Genomic DNA, 18,758 nt, shown 5'->3' with positions numbered 1-18,758 from the left:
ATTTTCCCCCGGCTGTCAGTTTTTCTTTTTGTAGATCAGATAAGAATAGAAAATAATTTCCCAGCACCAGAAAAAGGAGTCCAATCAGCAGCATCATTACCATGGCCATACTGATCTTTACGCCAAGGGCAATGAGATAAGTAGCACCGCTCATCAAAATAGAGAGCACCGGTTTTTCGAAATGTCAATATGAAAATAAATTCTGGAATTTCGAAGATGGAGCCGTCTAAATTGTTGCTGCGGACTTTACTGCTGACAGTGATTTTGCCTTGTAATTCCTGCCCATATCCTATATACTCATTTATCATACTTTGTAACTATTTGGCACTTTCCCAGTTACGGGAAATATTCCCTTGCTAAATCGTTACCATGATTTGGGGGCAAAAAATGGACACCATTTATCGAATTGCAATTTGTGATGATGAAGCGGCAGACCGCGCCTTCCTTTCCTCCCTTGTGAAAAAGTGGGGCAGTGCAAAGGAAGCGGCGGTGCGTGTTCGCGAATTTACTTCTGCGGAGAATTTTCTTTTTCATTACGCTGAGAATAAAGAATATGACATCCTTCTTCTGGATATTGAAATGGGAGACATGGACGGCATTTCCATGGCGAAAAAGCTGCGTCAGGACAACCATACCATCCAGATTGTGTTTGTCACCGGATATTCAGATTATATTGCAGAAGGATATGAGGTGGAGGCACTTCATTATCTATTGAAACCTCTGAAGGAAGAGAAGCTTTTCACAGTTCTGGACCGTGCAGCCCGTAAGCTTTCCGCAAATGAGAAAGTTCTGACTCTCACAAGCGGCGGGGAAATGGTGCGGTTTCCACTTAATCAGCTGCGGTATGCAGAAGTTTACAGAAACTATGTAACCCTGCATGAAATCAGTGATTTTACCCTGAAAATGACTCTTGGGGAACTGGAAAAACACCTGGATTCCCGTTTTTTCCGGGCAGGACGTTCCCTGATTGTCAACCTTACCCGGATCAGCCGTGTCACCAGAAAAGAAATTTATCTGCAGGATGGAACGGTTCTTCCTCTTCCAAGAGGTGTCTATGAGAAGCTTAACCGGGCCATTATAAATATGGAGTGAATGCACAATGGGATTTTTTTCGAAAAGAATGGATAAGAAGCTTGCCGTTTATCAGCAGGAACTGATCCAGACACACTATCAGGAAGTGGACAATATGTATCGCCAGATCCGGGGCTGGAGACACGACTACCGCAATCACATCCAGACCATGAAGGCCTATGCGGCGGCAGAAGACTGGGAAGCCATCCGGCATTATCTGGATCTGCTGGATGAGGATCTGACGACTGTGGATACCGTAGTCAAAACAGGAAATCCTATGGCAGATGCAATCTTAAACTCAAAAATCTCCCTGGCAAGGTCAAAGGAGATTCAGGTGATTGCAGATGCCGATATTCCGGTGAAGCTGAAATCTTCGGAGATCGATCTGTGCTGTATTATCGGAAACCTTTTTGACAATGCCATTGAGGCCAGCCTGGCGCTTCCCAAAGAGCAGCGGATCATTCGCATCTATATGGACATGAAAGGCACCCAGCTATACATTTCCTTTACCAATTTTACCGCTGGAAAGAAAATGAAAAAGGAGGGAAATCTGTTTAAAAGCACCAAAGGGGAAGGGCACGGTCTTGGCCTGATCCGCATTGATGATATCGTGAAACGTCTGGACGGATATATCAACCGCAACAGTGAGGATGGGGCTTTTACTACGGAGATTTTGATTCCGCAGGTATAAAAGCAGGGCACCTTATTTTTCCTTAAAATACTGCAGGTAAAACGTAACTTTACAATTCATCACCCCGATTAACAATTCGTCCCCGGTTTGACCCGGGGACATTTTTTCTGGTAAAATAATGAAAAAACCCAGAAAGGTACTCTTTATGTTTACAAAAAGCAACTCCACTCCTAAATATAACACCTTCCAAAACATTGGCTTTATGATCCGTCTGGCCTGGAATTCAGATGAAAAAATGGTTCTTGTACTTTGCCTTCTGATTGCACTTTTGTCAGTGGCGCAGAACCTGATCGATCTGTACATTTCCCCCGTGATCCTGGACGCCGTGGAAAACCATGTGCCTGTCATCCGGCTGCTTTTTACTATTGCAGGCTTTGCGATTGCCAGCATGGCCGTATCCGCTGCGCTGACCTACGCCAGGCAAAATTCCAGTCCCGGGCGCATCAGTGTCCGCTGTGAAATCGTCAACCTTCTAAACCGTAAAGCAGCCACCACCGCCTACCCAAACCTGGAAGACAACCGCTTTTTAAAACTGCTGGAAAAGTCAAATGAATACACCAACTGTAACCAGGAAGCAGCCGGAGCCATATGGGAAACCCTTACCTTACTGCTGATCAATCTTACCTGTTTCTTTCTTTACGGCAGCCTTCTGACCCAGGTTCAGCCAGTCCTGATCCTGGTGATTCTTGCCACTTCCGGGACCAGCTATTTTCTCTCCAGACATCTGGACAGCTATCGATATACCCACCTGGATGAGGAAGCAGAATATGCGAAACGGATGCTGTATCTTCTGAATCAGGCAAAGGACTTCGGCGCTGCAAAGGACATTCGGATCTTCGGGCTTTGCACCTGGCTGGAGGAACTGTATGAGAAAAATCTGGAAGCTTTTCTTGCCTTCCACAGGAAGGCGGAAGGGGTATACCTCTGGGCACGGATTGCAGATGTTATTCTCACCTTTTTGCGAAATGGAACCGCTTATGCATTCCTGATCTATCTGGTATTTCAGCAGGAGATGGATGTGCCGGCATTCCTTTTATTGTTCACCGCAGTAGATGGATTTTCCAGCTGGGTTCTTGGAATTCTGGATGGATTTCGCACCTTGCATAAGCAGTCCCTGGATATTTCCACTATCCGTGAATGCCTGGATTACCCGGAAATTTTCTCCTTCACGGATGGAATTCCCCTGAAATGGGAGACTCAAAAGAGCTATGAAATCCGCCTTGAGCATGTGTTTTTCCGCTATCCAAATGCCTCAGAGGACACCTTAAAAGACATCAATTTCACCCTTCATCCAGGAGAAAAACTAGCAATGGTAGGCTTAAATGGAGCTGGAAAAACCACATTGATCCGGCTGATCTGCGGCTTTTATGATCCTACGGCAGGCCATGTTTTGTTAAATGGAACGGATATCCGTACCTATAATCGTACGGATTATTACACGTTCTTTTCCGCAGTATTTCAGGAATTTTCCCTGCTGGCAGCAACTGTGGCAGCAAATGTCGCACAGACAGAGGATGAAATAGACCAGAAACGAGTGGAAGATTGCCTGGAAAAAGCCGGACTTCGCGCAAAAATCAAGTCCCTTCCCAGACAATATGAAACCTGTCTGAACCGGGAGGTTTATGAGGATGCAGTGCTTTTTTCCGGCGGGGAAACTCAGCGGCTTATGCTTGCCCGTGCCCTATATAAGGATGCTCCCTTTGTGATTTTAGACGAACCTACCGCAGCACTTGATCCCATTGCGGAAGCAGATATTTACGGCAAATACAACGAAATGACACAGGGAAAATCCTCTATTTTTATTTCCCACCGTCTTGCTTCCACAAGGTTCTGCGACCGAATCCTTATGCTTGGCGACGGCAAAATCCTGGAGGAAGGAACCCACGAAGAGCTCCTTAACCTTGGGGGAAAATACGCCCAGCTGTATGAGATTCAAAGCAAATATTACAGGGAAAAGACGGAAATGAACCATACTGATATGAGTAAATTTACAGATAGAGAGCAGACTAAATTCGTTTACAGGAAAGGAGAGGGCAGAAATGTCTCAGAATAAACAACGTTTATCCTGGCTGGAAATGCTGAAAGTCAACCAAAGAGCCTACCTGCTCTTTTACAAAAGGTATCCCCGGATGATTCTTTCCCGCTTTGCCCTGATTATCTGGAAAGCGCTGACGCCGTATGTGGGCATCTATTTTTCCGCCCTTATTATTGAAGAACTGGCAGGGGCAAAGAACCCTGGACGGATTCGTTTTCTGGTGCTTCTTACCTTATTTTTGATAGCTGCAGGCAGCCTTGTAACGGCTCTTCTGGAAAAATGGAAGAACGTTCAAAGCGCTGGAATGTGGCTGAAGATCAAGAAAATTTTGTCCGAGAAGCTGTTTGAAACTGACTATGTAAATTTGAATGAAACGAAAAATATGGAGTTGTATTCTGCCATCTGCCAGAACCACAACAGCGCTGGCTGGGGCCTTTATCGCACTCTGGAAGACTGCGAAGCCCTGTGCCAGACGGTGATAGTGATCCTTGGCGGCGCCTCCCTGACCCTTTCCCTTTTCACAAGCCAGGTACCGGAAAGTGCAGGGAAATATACCATTTTAAACAATCCGTTATTTGTGATTTTAATCGCTTTGATTATGCTGGCAGTCACCTGCATTTCGCCTGTACTTGCAGGAAAAGCTGGACGCTATCTGACCAGCCTGGCAGATATCCATAACCTTGGAAACCGTATGTTTTCCTATTACGGACATCTTGGATATGACACCAAAAAAGCGGCAGATATGCGCATTTACAGACAGGATAAAATCTGCGAAAAATATAATTTAAACAAAGAAAGTACCTTTGGTTCCAGAGGGGTGTTTGCCAGATACCAGAAGGGTCCTGTGGGATTTTATCTTGCCGGGGCTTCGGCAGTGTCTGGGATTTTCACCGGAATCGCCTATGTTTTTGTGTGCCTAAAAGCGTGGGCGGGAGCCTTTGGACTGGGTGCAGTTACCAGATACGTTGCTTCCATCACCAGGGTTTACGGCGGGATTTCCACCCTGATCACGACAATGGAGGATATGCGAAGCAATGCCGCTTTTTTGAATATGGTATTTGAGTTTCTGGACATTCCGGATCACATGTATCAGGGCAGTCTGACGGTTGAAAAGCGAAATGACCGCAAATATGAGGTGGAATTTCGCAATGTGTCTTTTCAGTATCCGGGAAGCCAGGAATATGCCTTAAAGGATGTGAACATAAAGTTTGAAATCGGCAAAAAGCTGGCTGTGGTAGGTATGAATGGAAGCGGAAAAACGACCTTTATCAAGCTTCTTTGCCGTCTGTATGATCCTACAGAGGGGGAAATTCTGCTCAATGGAATCGATATCCGAAAGTACAATTACCGGGAATATATGACGATCTTTTCCGTGGTTTTCCAGGATTTCAAACTGTTTTCCCTGCCTCTTGGAGAGAATGTGGCAGCCAGAACAAATTATGACAGAGAACTGGTTACAGAAGCCCTTGAAAAAGCCGGATTTAAGCAGCGTCTTGCCAAAATGCCCCATGGCCTTTCTACCTGTTTATACAAGGAGTACACCGAATCCGGAGTGAGCATTTCCGGCGGGGAAGCCCAGAAAATTGCTATCGCAAGAGCCCTCTATAAGAATGCTCCCTTTATCATTCTGGACGAACCAACCGCTTCCCTGGATCCTGTAGCGGAAGCCGAGATCTACGAGAAATTTGCCGAAATTGTCGGTGACCGCACCGCCATCTACATCAGCCACCGCCTGTCCTCCTGCAAATTCTGCGACAAAATCGCCGTTTTCCACCACGGCACCATCGTCCAGACTGGCACCCACCAGTCCCTCCTCACCGACCAAACCGGCATCTACCACACCCTCTGGCAGGCCCAGGCACAGTATTATACATAGACATTGCAGGATTTTTGCTTTATTTTTGTATTCATTTCGTTACAATACGGTTACATTTCCACATTCAAAACAATGTATAATAAAACCCAGATGGCCCACAGCCATCCCTCTGCATAAATGCAACACTTAGAAAGGAACACCCACGAAAAATGAAAGCCAGAATCCTTGTAATAGAAGATGAAATCGCGATCAATGACCTGCTGTGCATGAACCTGGAGGTGACAGGGTATGAGACGGTGAGCTGCTTGGATGGAAACGAGGCAAGCGACACCATCCGCCAGGATCATAACTTCCAGTGCGCCCTTGTGGACATTATGCTCCCAGGCAAAGACGGCTACGCCCTTTTGCCAGAGCTGAAGCGCTTCGGCATCCCCGTCATTTTCCTCACCGCCAAAGCCGACCTGTCAAGCAAAGTAAAAGGCCTGAAAGAAGGAGCTGAAGACTACATTGTAAAGCCCTTCGAAATGCTGGAAGTCATGGTGCGCCTGGAAAAAGTACTGGAGCGCCACGGCAGCACCCAGGAGCAGCTTCAGATTGACGATGTCATCATTGACACCGTAAGCCACACCGTCACCAAAAACGGCGAAGAAATTTACCTGAAACCCATGGAATACAACTGCCTGATGATGTTCGTGAAAAGTCCTAACAAAGCCCTTTCAAGAGAACAGCTCCTTTCCGGCCTCTGGGGCGTGGAATTTGAAGGAGAAACACGCACCGTAGATGCCCACGTAGGCCGTATCCGCAAAAAGCTGGGCTGGCAGGACAAGATCAAAACCATCCCCCGCATCGGCTACCGACTGGAGGTGGATCTTTGAAGCTGTTTACCAAAATCTTTCTCCAGGTGACCTGTGTGATCCTGATTTTATCCTCCGCCATTTTTTTCTACACCACCTGCCGCTGGAAAGATCAAAGCCTGCAGGACATCAACAGCTACGAGTGGAACAAATTTCAGACCAGCATTTCCCAGTTCGAAAACCAGCTAAGGATCGCAGGCAGCCAGTCAGATGCCTCAGATCCCGACCTTCAGGAAAAAATACTGGTCTACTCCTTTCGCCACGTTTTCCACGATTCCGCCGCTTTATACTGCAATGAAAAAGAACTTTACAACGGAACCTCCTATGAATTTGAGGCAGAAACCATCAGGAAATTGACAGCAGAAACCCTTCCTCAGAAAAACCTTTCCGCATTTTATGATTATGATCCTGTCATCAGCAAAACAGATGGTAAAACCCTTCTTTTGTATTCCTATTCCTCCACAGAATACACAGGGGAAGAGAACTATCAGATCGTCACCTACAAAGACATCACCGATGTGTTGAAACGCAGCCAGATCCTGTTTTTCCAGGCAGGCGCACTGACCCTTGGCCTTCTTCTTTTCACAGGCTTCCTTCTTTTTTTCAGCCTGAAAAAGATCATGGCGCCTCTTACCAAACTGAACGAAGCCGCCCTCTGCATTGCGGACGGAAACTACGATATCCAGGTTCCACAGAACGGAAACACCGAACTGGCACAGGTGGGAAAAAGCTTTAACCAGATGACTGCCAAAATAAAAGAGCAGATTGAAAGCCTCTCCGCCGTCAACCAGGCCCAGAGGCAGCTTCTTGGCAGCCTGGCCCACGAACTGAAAACTCCTATGACCGCCATCATCGGCTACGCAGACACCCTTCTCACCGTCCGCCTGTCAAAGGAGCGGCAGGAGAGAGCACTGACCTATATTGGAAACGAATGCCGCCGGCTTTCCAGGCTTTCCGTAAAAATGCTGGAGCTGACCGGACTGTATGAAACCGGGGAATCCCAGCTTACCCTTCAGGAGGTTCCGGTAGCGGATTTCCTGGATGAGGCCCGGAAACTGACTCTATACCGTCTTCAGGAAAAAAATCTCCATCTGGAAATTTCCTGCAATCCAGAGAATTTGAAAAAGACCTTCGACAAAGACCTGATGCTCAGTGTCGTCACCAACTTTATCGACAACGCAGTCAAGGCTTCGGAAGAAAATTCCAGAATTCTGCTTCACGCTACAAATGACCGACTTACTGTACAGGATTTCGGAAAAGGAATCCCCCCGGAGGACTTATCCAAAGTAACCGACGCCTTTTACATGGTAGATAAATCCCGTTCCCGGGCAAATGGAAGCGTAGGCCTTGGTCTTTCCCTCTGCCAGAAAATCGCAGATCTGCACGGCTATCAGATGAAAATTGAAAGTACGGTAGGAGAGGGAACGAAGGTTTCTGTTTTATGGTGATATCATTCTCACCAATTACATCTCGGTTACAACTTGCGGAAGATTCGATGCTTAAACAGGCGCTATCATCTATACCAGAACGTGACCTGAAAAATGTCCCCGGCCATCCGCCGATTCCCCTAAAGCATGTTTGGAAAAAATTTCCGCAGCCTGTAACTTACATTCTGCAAAATTTTTCCAAACGCCTCACATTTTTCAGTCACGCTCGGATAAATGGCAATGCTTCCCTATGCAGCGTTGCCATACAGGAAGGGAGAACTTACCAGATATGAGAAAAAACATAGAAAAAATAATCGGCCTTACCCTTTGTGTAGGAATGCTCACCGGATGCGCCAAGACCCCCGAATCTTCTCTTGTAAAGCCAAAAGGGAGCAGTGCCATGGACGCCTACAAAGAAGCAGATGACAGTGTGGACATGGTAGAAAATAACACTGCTTCTGACGAAGCAGCTGCAGACTCAAACAGCGCAGCCTCCGAAAATGACAGCATCAATGACAGCAATAACAGCAGTTCTGCCGCCTCCGCTGCCAAGACCACCATCCGCGACCTGATCAATGCGCCGCAGACCTACAAAAGCCAGGTCACAGACGACAGCGCCAAGCTGGTGGTAAACACAGACGCTACTGTGGAAATCCCGGATGTGGACAAAATATCCGCCATTTCCGTAACCCCGGCAGAGGTTACCCAGGATCTTCTGGACCGCATCACGGACGCCTTCTTTTCCGATGCCACCCTGTACACTGCAGACAGCTATTACGTCCAGACCAAAAGCGAGATCAAAGAGATTTTGGATGGATTGAAGGAGGATGTGGCAAACGGAAATCTGGATCCCAATAACTGGGGAACAGATGATGACGGAAATTATATCTACGATATTTATGCGGATATTGAATACTGGGAATCAGAATATGAAACAGCCCCGGAAGCCGAAACCTTGGTGGAAGGAAGACCGGTGGCAGGCGTCGCGTCCCAGGCCTCTGATGGACAGATTATGGAAGAGAATTCCTTTTCAGGCGTAGCAGTCATGAATGACGGTTCCAAATATTACTATAAAACTTATTCCAGCGGCTCGGATACTCTTGCTGTCAGGATCAAAAAAACGGCGAAGGCAGGCGGCGAAGCACTTCCAACCGATACAAGCTGGTTTGATTATACAGACAGCAACGGTTTCCAGAAACCCACAGAGGAATCCATCGGCCTTTCACTTGAGAATGCCAAAAAACTGGTACAGGAAAAAGTAGATAAAATGGGAATTACCGATCTGCAATGTACTGGATGGGATTATGCTGTGTGTACTAATCTGGAAGATGACAACACTTTAAGCAACATTGGAACAGGATATCATATTTACTACAACCGTGTCATAAATGGAGTTCCCATAACCCAGACAATGGATTCCGGCGGCAATCTGGAGGACATGGACAGTACCATGGAAACCTGGTCTTATGAAAGTCTGGAGTTTTTTGTAGATAAAGATGGGATCGCATCGGTGGCTTACCGTGATCCTTACATCATCGGAGAAACCAAAACAGAGAATTTAAGCCTCCTTCCTTTCAGTGAGATCATGAAAACCTACGAAAAAATGATGGTGGTCACAAACGCCGACAACATGGAATACGAAAATTCCAGAGTCTATGACATCGACCGGATCGTCCTTGGCTATGCCAGAATTTATGAGCCTTCCAAGGATGCCCACACAGGGCTTCTGGTTCCTGTCTGGGATTTCTTCGGAACCAGAAAAACAGAAACCGAGTATGACGGGGAATCCTATTCCGACACAACTGAATACCCCACCTGGAGCTATCTTACCATCAATGCCGTAGACGGAAGCATTATCGATCGCAGCCTGGGCTACTGATATGAAACAGGTATTTGGAATTGTCCGCTACAATTTCTTCGGCTTTTTCCGAAATCCCAAGGTGATTTTTACTTTTCTCCTGGAATTTGTGCTCAGCTTCCTGCTCACCGGAAGGATCATGATCGTCATGGAAACCTACGACACTCCGGTGCAGGCCATTGAGCCGTTCCTGTGGACCTTCGGAGATGGAACTGCGGTGCTTTTAAGCTCCCTGCTTTTGCTCCTTTTGTTCTCAGACCTGCCCAAAATGACGCCCGTCACCCCATACCAGCTGATTCGCACCACCAAGAAAAAATGGCTGTTTGGGCAGTTTGTCTACGTCACACTGGTGACCATTTTGTACACAGTGCTTATGCTTCTTTTTACTTCTGTGCTGTGCATGCAGAACAGTTATCCCGGCAATCTGTGGAGCGAGACGGCAGCCATGCTTGGCTATTCCAGCCTTGGCAAAAATCTGCAGGTGCCATCCACCGTAAGAGTTATGGAAAGCATTTCCCCCTATGGATGCATGCTGCAGGTTTTCCTTTTGCTTTTTTGCTATTCTTTGACCTTAAGCTTTGTAATCCTTGTGGGAAATCTTTATAAGGGAAAAACAAAGGGCATGATCTTTGGGCTGTTTTACAGCGTGTACGGATTTCTGCTGGATCCCAAGGTGCTGGCAGTGATTTTCCATAAGGAAGACTACGAAATGTACCAGATGAATGTGCTGGTCAGTTGGATCAGTCCGCTGAACCAGGCGGTGTACGGAAAACACAATTTTGGCTATGACGCGCTGCTCCCCACCATCTGGCAGTCCTGCCTGTTTTTCCTGTTTTTTCTTGTGCTTCTTGCTTTTCTTGCCCTTTTTAAAATGCGAAAATACCAGTTTGAATTTCTTGGAGAAAAGGCATGAGTTGCAGAAGGGAGGTCAATAATGACAGATGAAATGAAACGCATGCTCACAGGAAAAAGCTTTCTGGCAGCGTGGCTCATTGCCTGCCTTTCCCTTGCGGCAGGCGCATCTTACCCTAACCTGAAAAAAGTTCTGGAATGCGGCACCTTCCTCCGGCTTCTGAACGGTTCCCTGGAAAGCCAGGTTCTGTCCTTTGCCATTCCGGTGGCGGCTGTATTGCCATGGAGCGATTCCTTTTTGCAGGAATACAAAAGCGGCTTTCTAAAGGCAGTGCTGCCCAGAACCGACCGGAGACGTTATGTGGAGGGAAAAGTATTTTCCGTTGTGATGTCCGGATTTCTGGTCTGGATATTTGCAGTGGTTGCCATGCTTTTTGTCAGTTTTGTTATATTTTATCCCATGGAAGAAAGAGGCAGTTTCCCAAAAGAGCTGCTGCTTGAGCTGATTCAAAAGGCCCTTCGGGTTGGAATTACTGGAAGCATTCTCAGTACTTTCGGCGGTATTTGCGCAGTTCTTGGAAATTCCCCTTATATGGCATATGGAATTCCCTTTGTCACCTATTATTTTGGAATCATTCTCCATGAGCGTTACTTTAAGGAGCTGATCTGGTTTTACCCGGTAGAATGGATCCAGGCAGCCGGAGACTGGGGATCGGAGAAAGATGGGTTGTGGTTATTTTTGTTATTATTTCTTCTTGTGCTGATTCCTATTTTGGGAGGTGTATTATATGGAAAAATCCAGGAAATCTGAAGCTGCCTGCGTGCAGATCTGCCAGGTAACCAAATGCTTCGGTGAGGATCTGGTTCTAAAAGAGGTCAATCTTACCCTGAACTGCGGACAGGTTTACGGTATTGTGGGAAATAATGGCTCCGGCAAAACAGTGCTGATGAAATGCATCTGCGGTTTCCTTCCCACTTCTACAGGAACGATCCATGTATTCGGAAAGCAGATCGGCAGGGATGTGGATTTCCCGGAAAGTCTCGGAGTCATCATCGAAACTCCCGGCTTTCTCACCCAGTATACAGGCGCTAAAAATCTGGAAATTCTGGCGGATATGAGAGGGCAGATCACCAAAGCTGACATCCGCCTGATTCTTCGCAAGGTAGGCCTTGACCCGGACATGAAAAAAACTGTGGGAAAATACTCCCTTGGCATGCGCCAGCGCCTTGGAATTGCCCAGGCCATTATGGAAAATCCTCGTTTTCTTATTCTGGACGAGCCTTTCAACGGGCTGGACAAACACGGCGTAGCAGAAATCCGGGAACTGCTTCTGGAACTGAAAGCCGCCGGAAAAACCATCCTCCTGGCCAGTCACAATGAGGAAGATATCCGCATCCTGTGCGACCATGTTTACGAAATGGACGGCGGAATTTTAAGAGAACGGTAAGCTTCGTACCTTCCCAATGATACGCTTTGCACCGCACAGGAATTATGATTTGCATAATTACGCATCGCATTTCTCGATTTTTCTGTGAATTTTGTTCCCCCAAAAGCTTGCGTAATCTCCGAATAATTATAAGGAAAGGACAAATTGGATATGAGGAACTGTCAATTACAAATTTACACAAAAAATAATAGCATTCATAAAAAATCATACAGGCGTTTTTTGAGCGGTGCTTATCTTTTCCTTGTTATCTTTTTACTGCCAGTTCCCGCCGCAGCATCTGTCCCCGATGAGAACGGTACATTTTCGGAAGAAATGGAAAATTCTTTGGACAATGAAAGTTCCGTCAACAATTCCAGCGGCGATGATTTCAGCGACCATAACTTTAACTCCACAGATAACCGGGAGCCTGGCTCCGATAGTTCTTCTGGTTCAGATAGCCAGTCACCGGACTCCGATAACTCATCCTCTGACCTGGACGGATTTTTCTCAGGCGATGACACCAGCAGTTCTTCCAAGGATAAAACCATCCATGTCATCATCGAAAATGGAAATTCTTCAAATGACTTAAACGGAAACGGCTCCGCCATAATAGATCCAGGTGCAGACAACGGAACCATATCAGGAGACGGATATACAGACGGCGGCTCTGGAGGATACACGGGCGGCAGTTCAGGCAGCTCATCCTCCGGTGAAGTCATTCTCCATAAGCCCCAGCTTCTCTTAGAAGACAGCAACCTTTCCGGTCAGTCCCTGAAAGCCGGAACCACCCAGGAAATGTCTGTGGTCTTCCGCAACAAAAGCCGCAGCCAGAACGTATTCGGCCTGAAGATTTCCCTTTCTACAGAAACAAAGGGAATCGAATTTGCCAAAAATTCTTTCTATGTACAAAGACTAACTCCCGGGGAAGCCATCACCCTCAAGTCGCTGATGACCATAGCGGAAGATACCGCTCCAGGACAAGTCACCGTCACTTTTTCCCTGGAATATGAGGACTCCAAGGCAACCGCAGCTACTGGCACAGAAACCCTCACCTTCAATATTTCGCAACAGCTTCGCGCCGAGCTGGAAGCTTCCGACATTCCCTCCATCGTCTACACCATGGACACCATCGAAGTCCCGGTAAAAGCCATGAACCTTGGCAGAGACAAGCTCTACAACGCCAAAGTCCGCCTGGAAGCCACGGGCCTAAGCCCCAGCGGAACGGTATTTCTCGGAAATATCGAAGCCGGCACTGCAGCAGAGGGCAGTATGAAAATCTATGTAAAGGGAAAAACGAATGAAACCGCAGCCACCTTATCCCCAGGCCAAATCTCCGGCCGTTTCATCCTCACCTACGAGGATTCCTCTGGAAATTCCTACGAGACCGCCTCTGACTTCCTGACCGAACTCAAAGAATCCCAGATCCAGTCCCTGAAAGTGGAAGAGGACCAGACCGAAACCAACAGCTGGTGGTATTCTATCCTTGCTGTAGGCGCCCTTTTCCTGATCTGCATCATTTTGCTTCTCCTGGTAAGCCTGCGCCGAAAAAACGTACTCCTGGAAGAAGCCAGAAAGGCGGCCTCCCAATGAAAAAGAAAAAAGCCGACAGCTTCACCTGTTTTCTCGCCGCCCTGTGCACCCTGATTTTTTTCCTGCTTATCCGGCTTTTCCTTGGCATGCAGGAGGAGAGAAGAACCTATACCGCACTGGTGTCCCTTGGCGATCTCACCTACGATAACGACTTTCTGAAAAGCGCGTCAAAGATAATAGGCATCCAGGCAGTTTACCCGGTTGTGGAAATTCCAGTAACCTTAAAAATAGAAGATTACACAGAAACCACCGCCTTCTACGGAATTGACCTAAGTGCCTTTGTTCAAAGTCCAGATGAGGATTCCCTGGGAACCGTTCCCCTTTTGCTCCTTGGCAAAAATTCCCTCTCCAATATGAAAGACTCCAATGGCCACCAGATTTCCCAAAATCAGCAGCAAAAATATCTGCAAATGGGAGAGGAGCTCTCCATCACCTACTCCCTGGATACCGGCATTGCATCTGACAGCCTTACCGCCACGGCTTCCTACACCACCGTTTCTTCTGCGACAGGCAGTGCTACCTCCAATATGGCTAATGCTTCTGGAAACAATCCTTCCAGTGTTGCCGCTTCCACCTGGCTTCCCTGCCATGCAGCCGCCGTCCTGGAAAACCAGGATACCGAAATCTACATTCCCTTTTCCCACGCCCAAGCCCTGTGCCAGTCCAGCGGAATGAATCAATCTATTACAAGTGTCCTCCTGAAAATAAACGGCAAAGAAAACCTGGAAAACGCCAGGCAGCTATTCCAATAAATAAACTCCTCCACCTTCCCCAAGCCTGCATAGCCCCGCCTGTCTTTTGCCTTACAGATTTGTCTCAATCCCAAATCTGTAAATTGATTTTCCCTCCAAAATGCTTTACAATGGGAAGCAACCAAGGAGGAGAAACGTTATGAAACTGGACAAAAAACAAATTTTTACCATTCCCAACCTGTTAAGCACATTCCGCATTGTACTGGCGTTCGTATTTTTAGCCGCATTTTATCAGTCCGGGGCATCCGGCAGAAGCAATCTGCTCACAGCCATCATCCTGCTTTCCGCACTCACCGATTTCCTGGATGGCAAGATTGCCCGGAAATTCAACATGGTCAGCGAGCTCGGCAAGATCCTGGATCCTATTGCAGACAAGATCACCCAAGGTGTTCTGATCTTATGCCTGATGAAAGAATATTCCCTTTTGAAATGGCTGTTCCTTCTTTTCGCAGTGAAAGAAGCCTTCATGGGAATCGTAGGAGTGAAGGTCTTAAAGAAAACCCAGGAAAACAAAGGCGCCATGTGGTACGGCAAGGTCTGTACCGCCTTCTTTTACCTGGTCATGCTGTTGCTTCTTTTCATCCCCGACATGCCCATGAACATCGCCAACACTTTGATCCTGGCCTGCAGCTTTTTCATGGCCCTGTCATTTATCCTATACGCCAAACGCTACAAAGACCTGCTTTCCTAAACAAACAGGTCAACTGCCAACAGCCGTAATAAAAGAGGAAAGAGCATCTGTGTCACGCACATTTGCTCTTTCCTCTTTATTTTTCCAGCCGGTAGGTGACACACATTGGTTTCTGTGTCCACGGATCGGTTTCCATATACGCATCCAGCGAAAATACATTATGAAAAACCTCCGGCGTCATAATTTCCTCTGGCGTACCCTCATAGAGTACCTTCCCGTCCCGCATGGCAATGATCCAGTCAGAAAATCTGGCAGACTGGTTCAAGTCATGAATTACCAGTGCAATGGTTTTTTCCTGAGTTTTGTTCAGCATTTCCAGAAGCTCCAGGATTTCCAGCTGATGCGCCATATCCAGATAAGTAGTAGGCTCATCCAAAAGGATCAGCGGCGTATCCTGTGCCAATGCCATTGCGATCCAGGCCCTCTGGCGCTGACCGCCGGAAAGCGCATCCACCCGCCGATGTGCTAGTTCCTGCATTTTGGTAAGCTCAAGAGCCCACTGTATGGCATCTTTGTCCTCTTTTTTCAGTTTCCCGAACCCCTTCTGATGGGGATATCTTCCATAGGAGACCAGTTCCTGCACCGTAAGTCCGCCGGGAGCCTGAGGACTCTGTGGTAAAATTGCCATTCTCCTTGCAACCTCCACAGCAGGCATCTGGGTAATGGAATTTCCCTCCAGGAAAACCTCTCCGGATCTTACAGGAATCATACGGGAGAGTGCCTTCAATAAAGTAGATTTTCCACAGCCGTTGGGGCCGATAATAGAAGTTATCTTTCCCTTTGGAATCTGGACGCTCATAGACGGGATAATCAGATTCTGCTGATAGGCAACGGAAATATCCTTGCCGTAAATAGCTGGTTTCATTACGTTTTGTTCCTCCAAATTTATGATTTAATCCTGCATGATCAGTAAATAAAGAAAATAAGGCGCACCGATTACCGCAGCCACAATTCCAATGGGAATCTCATTTGGAATCAGCAGGGTTCTGGAAATAATATCGGAAAACACCAGAAGCACCGCACCCAGTAAAGCTGTAATCCCAATCAGGGATCTGTAGTTCGGACCGGTCAGACGCCTTGCCAGATGAGGACACACAAGCCCCACAAAGCTTAAGCCGCCGCCTACAGCGCAGCAAAGACTGGACATTCCAATGGCGATTCCAAGAAGAATGGCAGACTGCTTCGAAACTTCAACCCCAAGACCGGTTGCGGTCTGATTTCCAAGAACCAGAACATTCAAGGTCCGGCTTTTGTAAAAAGCTAGTAGCCCCAGCACCAGAAGGCAAACAAATAAAATGTGCACATTTGACCAGGATGCACCCCAGATACTTCCGGCGAGCCAGTTCTGCACAAAGGCATATTCACTGTCTGACATGCGGAGCATCAGCATGGTAGTCACACTGGAAACAGCAGTGGAAACCGCAATTCCAATCAGCAGAAGCCTTTTGGGGGAAAGTCCATTTCCCGTAAATGCCAACCGATAATCTATGATTGCAACGATCACAGACCCTGCAAAAGCGATCACTGGCAGAAGAGGTGTCATATTCTGGCTGCTGCCTGCAAAAAATACGATAAACACAGCCAGCGCAAGTCCTGCTCCGGCATTGATTCCAAGAATTCCGGGCTCTGCCATATCATTTTTCGCCACGCCCTGTATGATTCCGCCGGCAAGTCCAAGTCCTACGCCAACCAAAAGACTGGTAAAAATCCTGGGAAGGCGAAGCTGAATCAGGGTGTACCGAAGTCCCGGATCTCCGCCGCCTAAGATAATTTCCCAAAAATCCTGGAGAGAAAGCCGGCTGTACCCTGCATAAATATCTGCAAGGATTCCCGCTGCAAGAAGAACCAAAAGAATCAGGGACACCATACAGACTCTTTTTTTCTGCTTTGCATCAGTCATTTTCATCCGCCCCCTTTCTTGCCGTCCAAATGAAAAATGGGACTCCCACAACTGCAAAAACAAGTCCCACCGGCGTTTCGGAAGGCGCATTGATCACTCTGGAAATAATATCCGCAAGAAGCATAAACACAGCCCCTGTAATCATAGAGCCAGGTATCACTGTGCCGTAGTCAGAGCCTGCAAAAAAACGGACCACATGGGGAACCAGAAGTCCCACAAAGGAAACGGGTCCTGCAAGTGCAACCGCACTTCCTGCAAGAAGAAGCACTGCCACCAAACATAATGTTTTTGTCCTTTCCACCTTGATTCCAAGTCCTCTTGCCGCGTCATCCCCAAGGCTTAAAAGGGAAATCCTTTTGGAAAGAAGCATCGCCAGAAGAAGTCCTGCCGCAATTCCAGGAACTGCAAAGGTCAGCTGTTTCATACGGATTCCCGCAACGCCGCCAGCTGTCCAGAAGGTAAGATCATAGCCAATATTATAAAAAAGGGAGATTGCCTGACAGATGGAAGAGAGGAAAATGCTTACCGCACTTCCCGCAAGAACCAGCCTGACAGGATCCAGCTTTTTGTGGCGAAGGCTCATCAGCCCATATACAAGAAGCAGGGCAGCACCAGCGCCCAGAAAAGAACACATTACAATGCCGGAAAAGCTCATTCCCGGCAAAAAAGCAAGACATACCGCCAGGGCAAAAGAGGATCCTGCATTAATTCCAAGAAGCCCGGAATCGGCAAGAGGATTCCGGGTGATTCCCTGCATGATCGCACCGGCGCAGGCAAATGCGGCACCTACGATGATACAGCCGATGGTTCTTGGAATCCGAAGCTCAAGAATGGCAATCTGCGCAGAATCGGACCAGTCCGGCTGCAAAATCGCCTGCAGGATCTTTTCCCCGGATATATTTGTACTTCCAAACCTTACAGAACAAACCGCAGCCACAAAAAGGGCTGCGATTCCAACAATAAAAAATATGGTTTTTCTAATTCGGGAGTTCATTTTAGTCCTCAAAGCCTCTGAAGAAATCAAGGAAAATGTCAAGCTGTGCATTCAGTGTGATAGGATCACGGTGCATAAAGGATACCTGCTCATAGGAAAGAACCTTTCCATTTTTCACTGCATCCAGGTTGTTCCACAGCTGGGAATCCTCCACAAAAGAGCTGTCTGTATCCGCAAGAACCCCGTACAAAATGAAGTCGCCGGTATATTCCGGAAGTGCTTCCAGAGAAACAACTTCATAAGCGGTATCCCCGTCTACCATTTCCTCCTGAACTTTTTCCGGTGCCTTTAAATCCCACATATCATATAAAATGCTTCCGCCTCTTGCGAAATGACTTCCCATTGTATAGATCTGCTGCGGCCATACCTCTACGATGGAAACAGTCTGATCCCCTACAATTCCCTGGATTTCTTCTTTTGCATCCATCACGCGGGTATTGAAATCATCTACATAAGCCTGCGCTTCGTCCTCTTTTCCCACCAGATCTGCAATGTAAAGGAAAAGCTCCTCGTCAGAGCGCTTTCCATCTTCAATATAAACAGTAGGTGCAATTGCAGAATACTTCTCATAATCAGCCTCTGTAATGGTGACGATCAGATCTGGCTGTTCTGCCACGATCATTTCCAGAGAGGTTTCTGCGCTTGTAACGTTCATTGCCTGGATCCCGTCTATATATTCCTCCAGAAATTTATTGGATAAGGAGTAAGGAGACGCGATAACCGGCTTTACATCTACTGCAAGAAATTCTCCAAGATAGTAATCGGACACGATTTTTTCAGGATTGACTGGAATTTCCACC

18 protein-coding genes are annotated in these 18,758 nt (G+C 47.2%); 13 read left to right on the top strand and 5 right to left on the bottom strand.

The features are described 5' to 3' along the window. Positions 1-35: 35 nt before the first annotated feature. Complete coding sequence (locus tag OCV70_RS06715; protein WP_117850284.1) at positions 36-308, bottom strand: hypothetical protein; 273 nt, start codon at positions 306-308, stop codon at positions 36-38. Positions 309-387: 79 nt separating this feature from the next. Between OCV70_RS06715 and OCV70_RS06710 the strand changes: the two genes are divergently transcribed. The 13 genes from OCV70_RS06710 (at position 388) to OCV70_RS06650 (ending at position 15,064) form a co-directional block, all read left to right on the top strand. Then, positions 388-1,092, top strand: a complete 705-nt coding sequence (locus OCV70_RS06710; protein WP_021926241.1) for a LytR/AlgR family response regulator transcription factor — start codon at positions 388-390, stop codon at positions 1,090-1,092. Between the two features lie 7 nt (positions 1,093-1,099). Further along, entirely contained in the window at positions 1,100-1,762 is a 663-nt protein-coding gene (locus OCV70_RS06705; protein WP_021926240.1) for a sensor histidine kinase, read from the top strand. 145 nt (positions 1,763-1,907) lie between these two features. Next, positions 1,908-3,815, top strand: coding sequence for an ABC transporter ATP-binding protein (locus tag OCV70_RS06700; RefSeq protein WP_117850286.1), 1,908 nt, complete (start codon positions 1,908-1,910; stop codon positions 3,813-3,815). Continuing rightward, positions 3,802-5,673, top strand: a complete 1,872-nt coding sequence (locus tag OCV70_RS06695; RefSeq protein ID WP_173767754.1) for an ABC transporter ATP-binding protein — start codon at positions 3,802-3,804, stop codon at positions 5,671-5,673. The genes OCV70_RS06700 and OCV70_RS06695 overlap by 14 nt, the downstream gene beginning before the upstream one ends. Before the next feature lie 149 nt (positions 5,674-5,822). Continuing rightward, entirely contained in the window at positions 5,823-6,488 is a 666-nt protein-coding gene (locus OCV70_RS06690) for a response regulator transcription factor (RefSeq protein ID WP_021926237.1), read from the top strand. After that, the gene (locus OCV70_RS06685) at positions 6,485-7,915 is read left to right on the top strand and encodes a HAMP domain-containing sensor histidine kinase (RefSeq protein WP_173767753.1); all 1,431 of its coding nucleotides are present in this window, start codon (positions 6,485-6,487) and stop codon (positions 7,913-7,915) included. The genes OCV70_RS06690 and OCV70_RS06685 overlap by 4 nt, the downstream gene beginning before the upstream one ends. A 268-nt stretch (positions 7,916-8,183) precedes the next feature. Then, positions 8,184-9,773, top strand: a complete 1,590-nt coding sequence (locus OCV70_RS06680; RefSeq protein WP_262579469.1) for a DUF6034 family protein — start codon at positions 8,184-8,186, stop codon at positions 9,771-9,773. 1 nt (position 9,774) lies between these two features. Further along, complete coding sequence (locus tag OCV70_RS06675) at positions 9,775-10,665, top strand: hypothetical protein (protein WP_117850296.1); 891 nt, start codon at positions 9,775-9,777, stop codon at positions 10,663-10,665. Between the two features lie 21 nt (positions 10,666-10,686). Next, complete coding sequence (locus tag OCV70_RS06670) at positions 10,687-11,415, top strand: ABC transporter permease (protein ID WP_244096262.1); 729 nt, start codon at positions 10,687-10,689, stop codon at positions 11,413-11,415. After that, complete coding sequence (locus OCV70_RS06665) at positions 11,393-12,052, top strand: ATP-binding cassette domain-containing protein (protein ID WP_021926232.1); 660 nt, start codon at positions 11,393-11,395, stop codon at positions 12,050-12,052. The genes OCV70_RS06670 and OCV70_RS06665 overlap by 23 nt, the downstream gene beginning before the upstream one ends. A 324-nt stretch (positions 12,053-12,376) precedes the next feature. Next, entirely contained in the window at positions 12,377-13,621 is a 1,245-nt protein-coding gene (locus tag OCV70_RS06660; protein WP_186901279.1) for a COG1361 family protein, read from the top strand. Beyond that, on the top strand, positions 13,618-14,373 hold the full coding sequence (locus tag OCV70_RS06655; protein ID WP_021926230.1) for a hypothetical protein: 756 nt from the start codon (positions 13,618-13,620) through the stop codon (positions 14,371-14,373). Before OCV70_RS06660 ends, OCV70_RS06655 begins: the two co-directional genes overlap by 4 nt. Positions 14,374-14,512: 139 nt before the next feature. After that, positions 14,513-15,064 (top strand): CDP-alcohol phosphatidyltransferase family protein, encoded by a 552-nt coding sequence (locus OCV70_RS06650; protein ID WP_021926229.1) that lies wholly within the window; start codon positions 14,513-14,515, stop codon positions 15,062-15,064. A gap of 76 nt (positions 15,065-15,140) precedes the next feature. Here the strand turns inward: OCV70_RS06650 and OCV70_RS06645 are convergent, their stop codons facing one another. The 4 genes from OCV70_RS06645 to OCV70_RS06630 all read right to left on the bottom strand — a co-directional run. Beyond that, positions 15,141-15,929, bottom strand: a complete 789-nt coding sequence (locus tag OCV70_RS06645) for an ABC transporter ATP-binding protein (RefSeq protein WP_173767746.1) — start codon at positions 15,927-15,929, stop codon at positions 15,141-15,143. A gap of 27 nt (positions 15,930-15,956) precedes the next feature. Continuing rightward, entirely contained in the window at positions 15,957-16,964 is a 1,008-nt protein-coding gene (locus OCV70_RS06640) for a FecCD family ABC transporter permease (RefSeq protein WP_021926227.1), read from the bottom strand. Continuing rightward, positions 16,957-17,958, bottom strand: a complete 1,002-nt coding sequence (locus OCV70_RS06635; RefSeq protein WP_021926226.1) for a FecCD family ABC transporter permease — start codon at positions 17,956-17,958, stop codon at positions 16,957-16,959. Before OCV70_RS06635 ends, OCV70_RS06640 begins: the two co-directional genes overlap by 8 nt. A 1-nt stretch (position 17,959) precedes the next feature. Next, the coding region (locus tag OCV70_RS06630; RefSeq protein ID WP_262579467.1) for an ABC transporter substrate-binding protein at positions 17,960-18,758 on the bottom strand (799 nt) is incomplete at its 5' end.

This window comes from Blautia acetigignens (assembly GCF_025566865.1).
In the GTDB taxonomy this organism is placed as follows: domain Bacteria; phylum Bacillota; class Clostridia; order Lachnospirales; family Lachnospiraceae; genus Blautia_A; species Blautia_A acetigignens.
The sequence above is the reverse complement of the archived record's forward strand: the minus strand, read 5'-3'. Positions and strand labels throughout refer to the sequence as shown.

What these genes read in the sequence shown, in the direction of transcription:
- OCV70_RS06700 (WP_117850286.1), top strand. Translation starts at nt 1,908, where the DNA reads ATGTTTACAAAAAGCAACTCCACTCCTAAATATAACACCTTCCAAAAC.
- OCV70_RS06670 (WP_244096262.1), top strand. Translation starts at nt 10,687, where the DNA reads ATGACAGATGAAATGAAACGCATGCTCACAGGAAAAAGCTTTCTGGCA.
- OCV70_RS06690 (WP_021926237.1), top strand. Translation starts at nt 5,823, where the DNA reads ATGAAAGCCAGAATCCTTGTAATAGAAGATGAAATCGCGATCAATGAC.
- OCV70_RS06680 (WP_262579469.1), top strand. Translation starts at nt 8,184, where the DNA reads ATGAGAAAAAACATAGAAAAAATAATCGGCCTTACCCTTTGTGTAGGA.
- OCV70_RS06635 (WP_021926226.1), bottom strand. Translation starts at nt 17,958, where the DNA reads ATGAACTCCCGAATTAGAAAAACCATATTTTTTATTGTTGGAATCGCA.
- OCV70_RS06675 (WP_117850296.1), top strand. Translation starts at nt 9,775, where the DNA reads ATGAAACAGGTATTTGGAATTGTCCGCTACAATTTCTTCGGCTTTTTC.
- OCV70_RS06710 (WP_021926241.1), top strand. Translation starts at nt 388, where the DNA reads ATGGACACCATTTATCGAATTGCAATTTGTGATGATGAAGCGGCAGAC.
- OCV70_RS06715 (WP_117850284.1), bottom strand. Translation starts at nt 308, where the DNA reads ATGATAAATGAGTATATAGGATATGGGCAGGAATTACAAGGCAAAATC.
- OCV70_RS06655 (WP_021926230.1), top strand. Translation starts at nt 13,618, where the DNA reads ATGAAAAAGAAAAAAGCCGACAGCTTCACCTGTTTTCTCGCCGCCCTG.
- OCV70_RS06695 (WP_173767754.1), top strand. Translation starts at nt 3,802, where the DNA reads ATGTCTCAGAATAAACAACGTTTATCCTGGCTGGAAATGCTGAAAGTC.
- OCV70_RS06645 (WP_173767746.1), bottom strand. Translation starts at nt 15,929, where the DNA reads ATGAAACCAGCTATTTACGGCAAGGATATTTCCGTTGCCTATCAGCAG.
- OCV70_RS06650 (WP_021926229.1), top strand. Translation starts at nt 14,513, where the DNA reads ATGAAACTGGACAAAAAACAAATTTTTACCATTCCCAACCTGTTAAGC.
- OCV70_RS06640 (WP_021926227.1), bottom strand. Translation starts at nt 16,964, where the DNA reads ATGACTGATGCAAAGCAGAAAAAAAGAGTCTGTATGGTGTCCCTGATT.
- OCV70_RS06705 (WP_021926240.1), top strand. Translation starts at nt 1,100, where the DNA reads ATGGGATTTTTTTCGAAAAGAATGGATAAGAAGCTTGCCGTTTATCAG.
- OCV70_RS06665 (WP_021926232.1), top strand. Translation starts at nt 11,393, where the DNA reads ATGGAAAAATCCAGGAAATCTGAAGCTGCCTGCGTGCAGATCTGCCAG.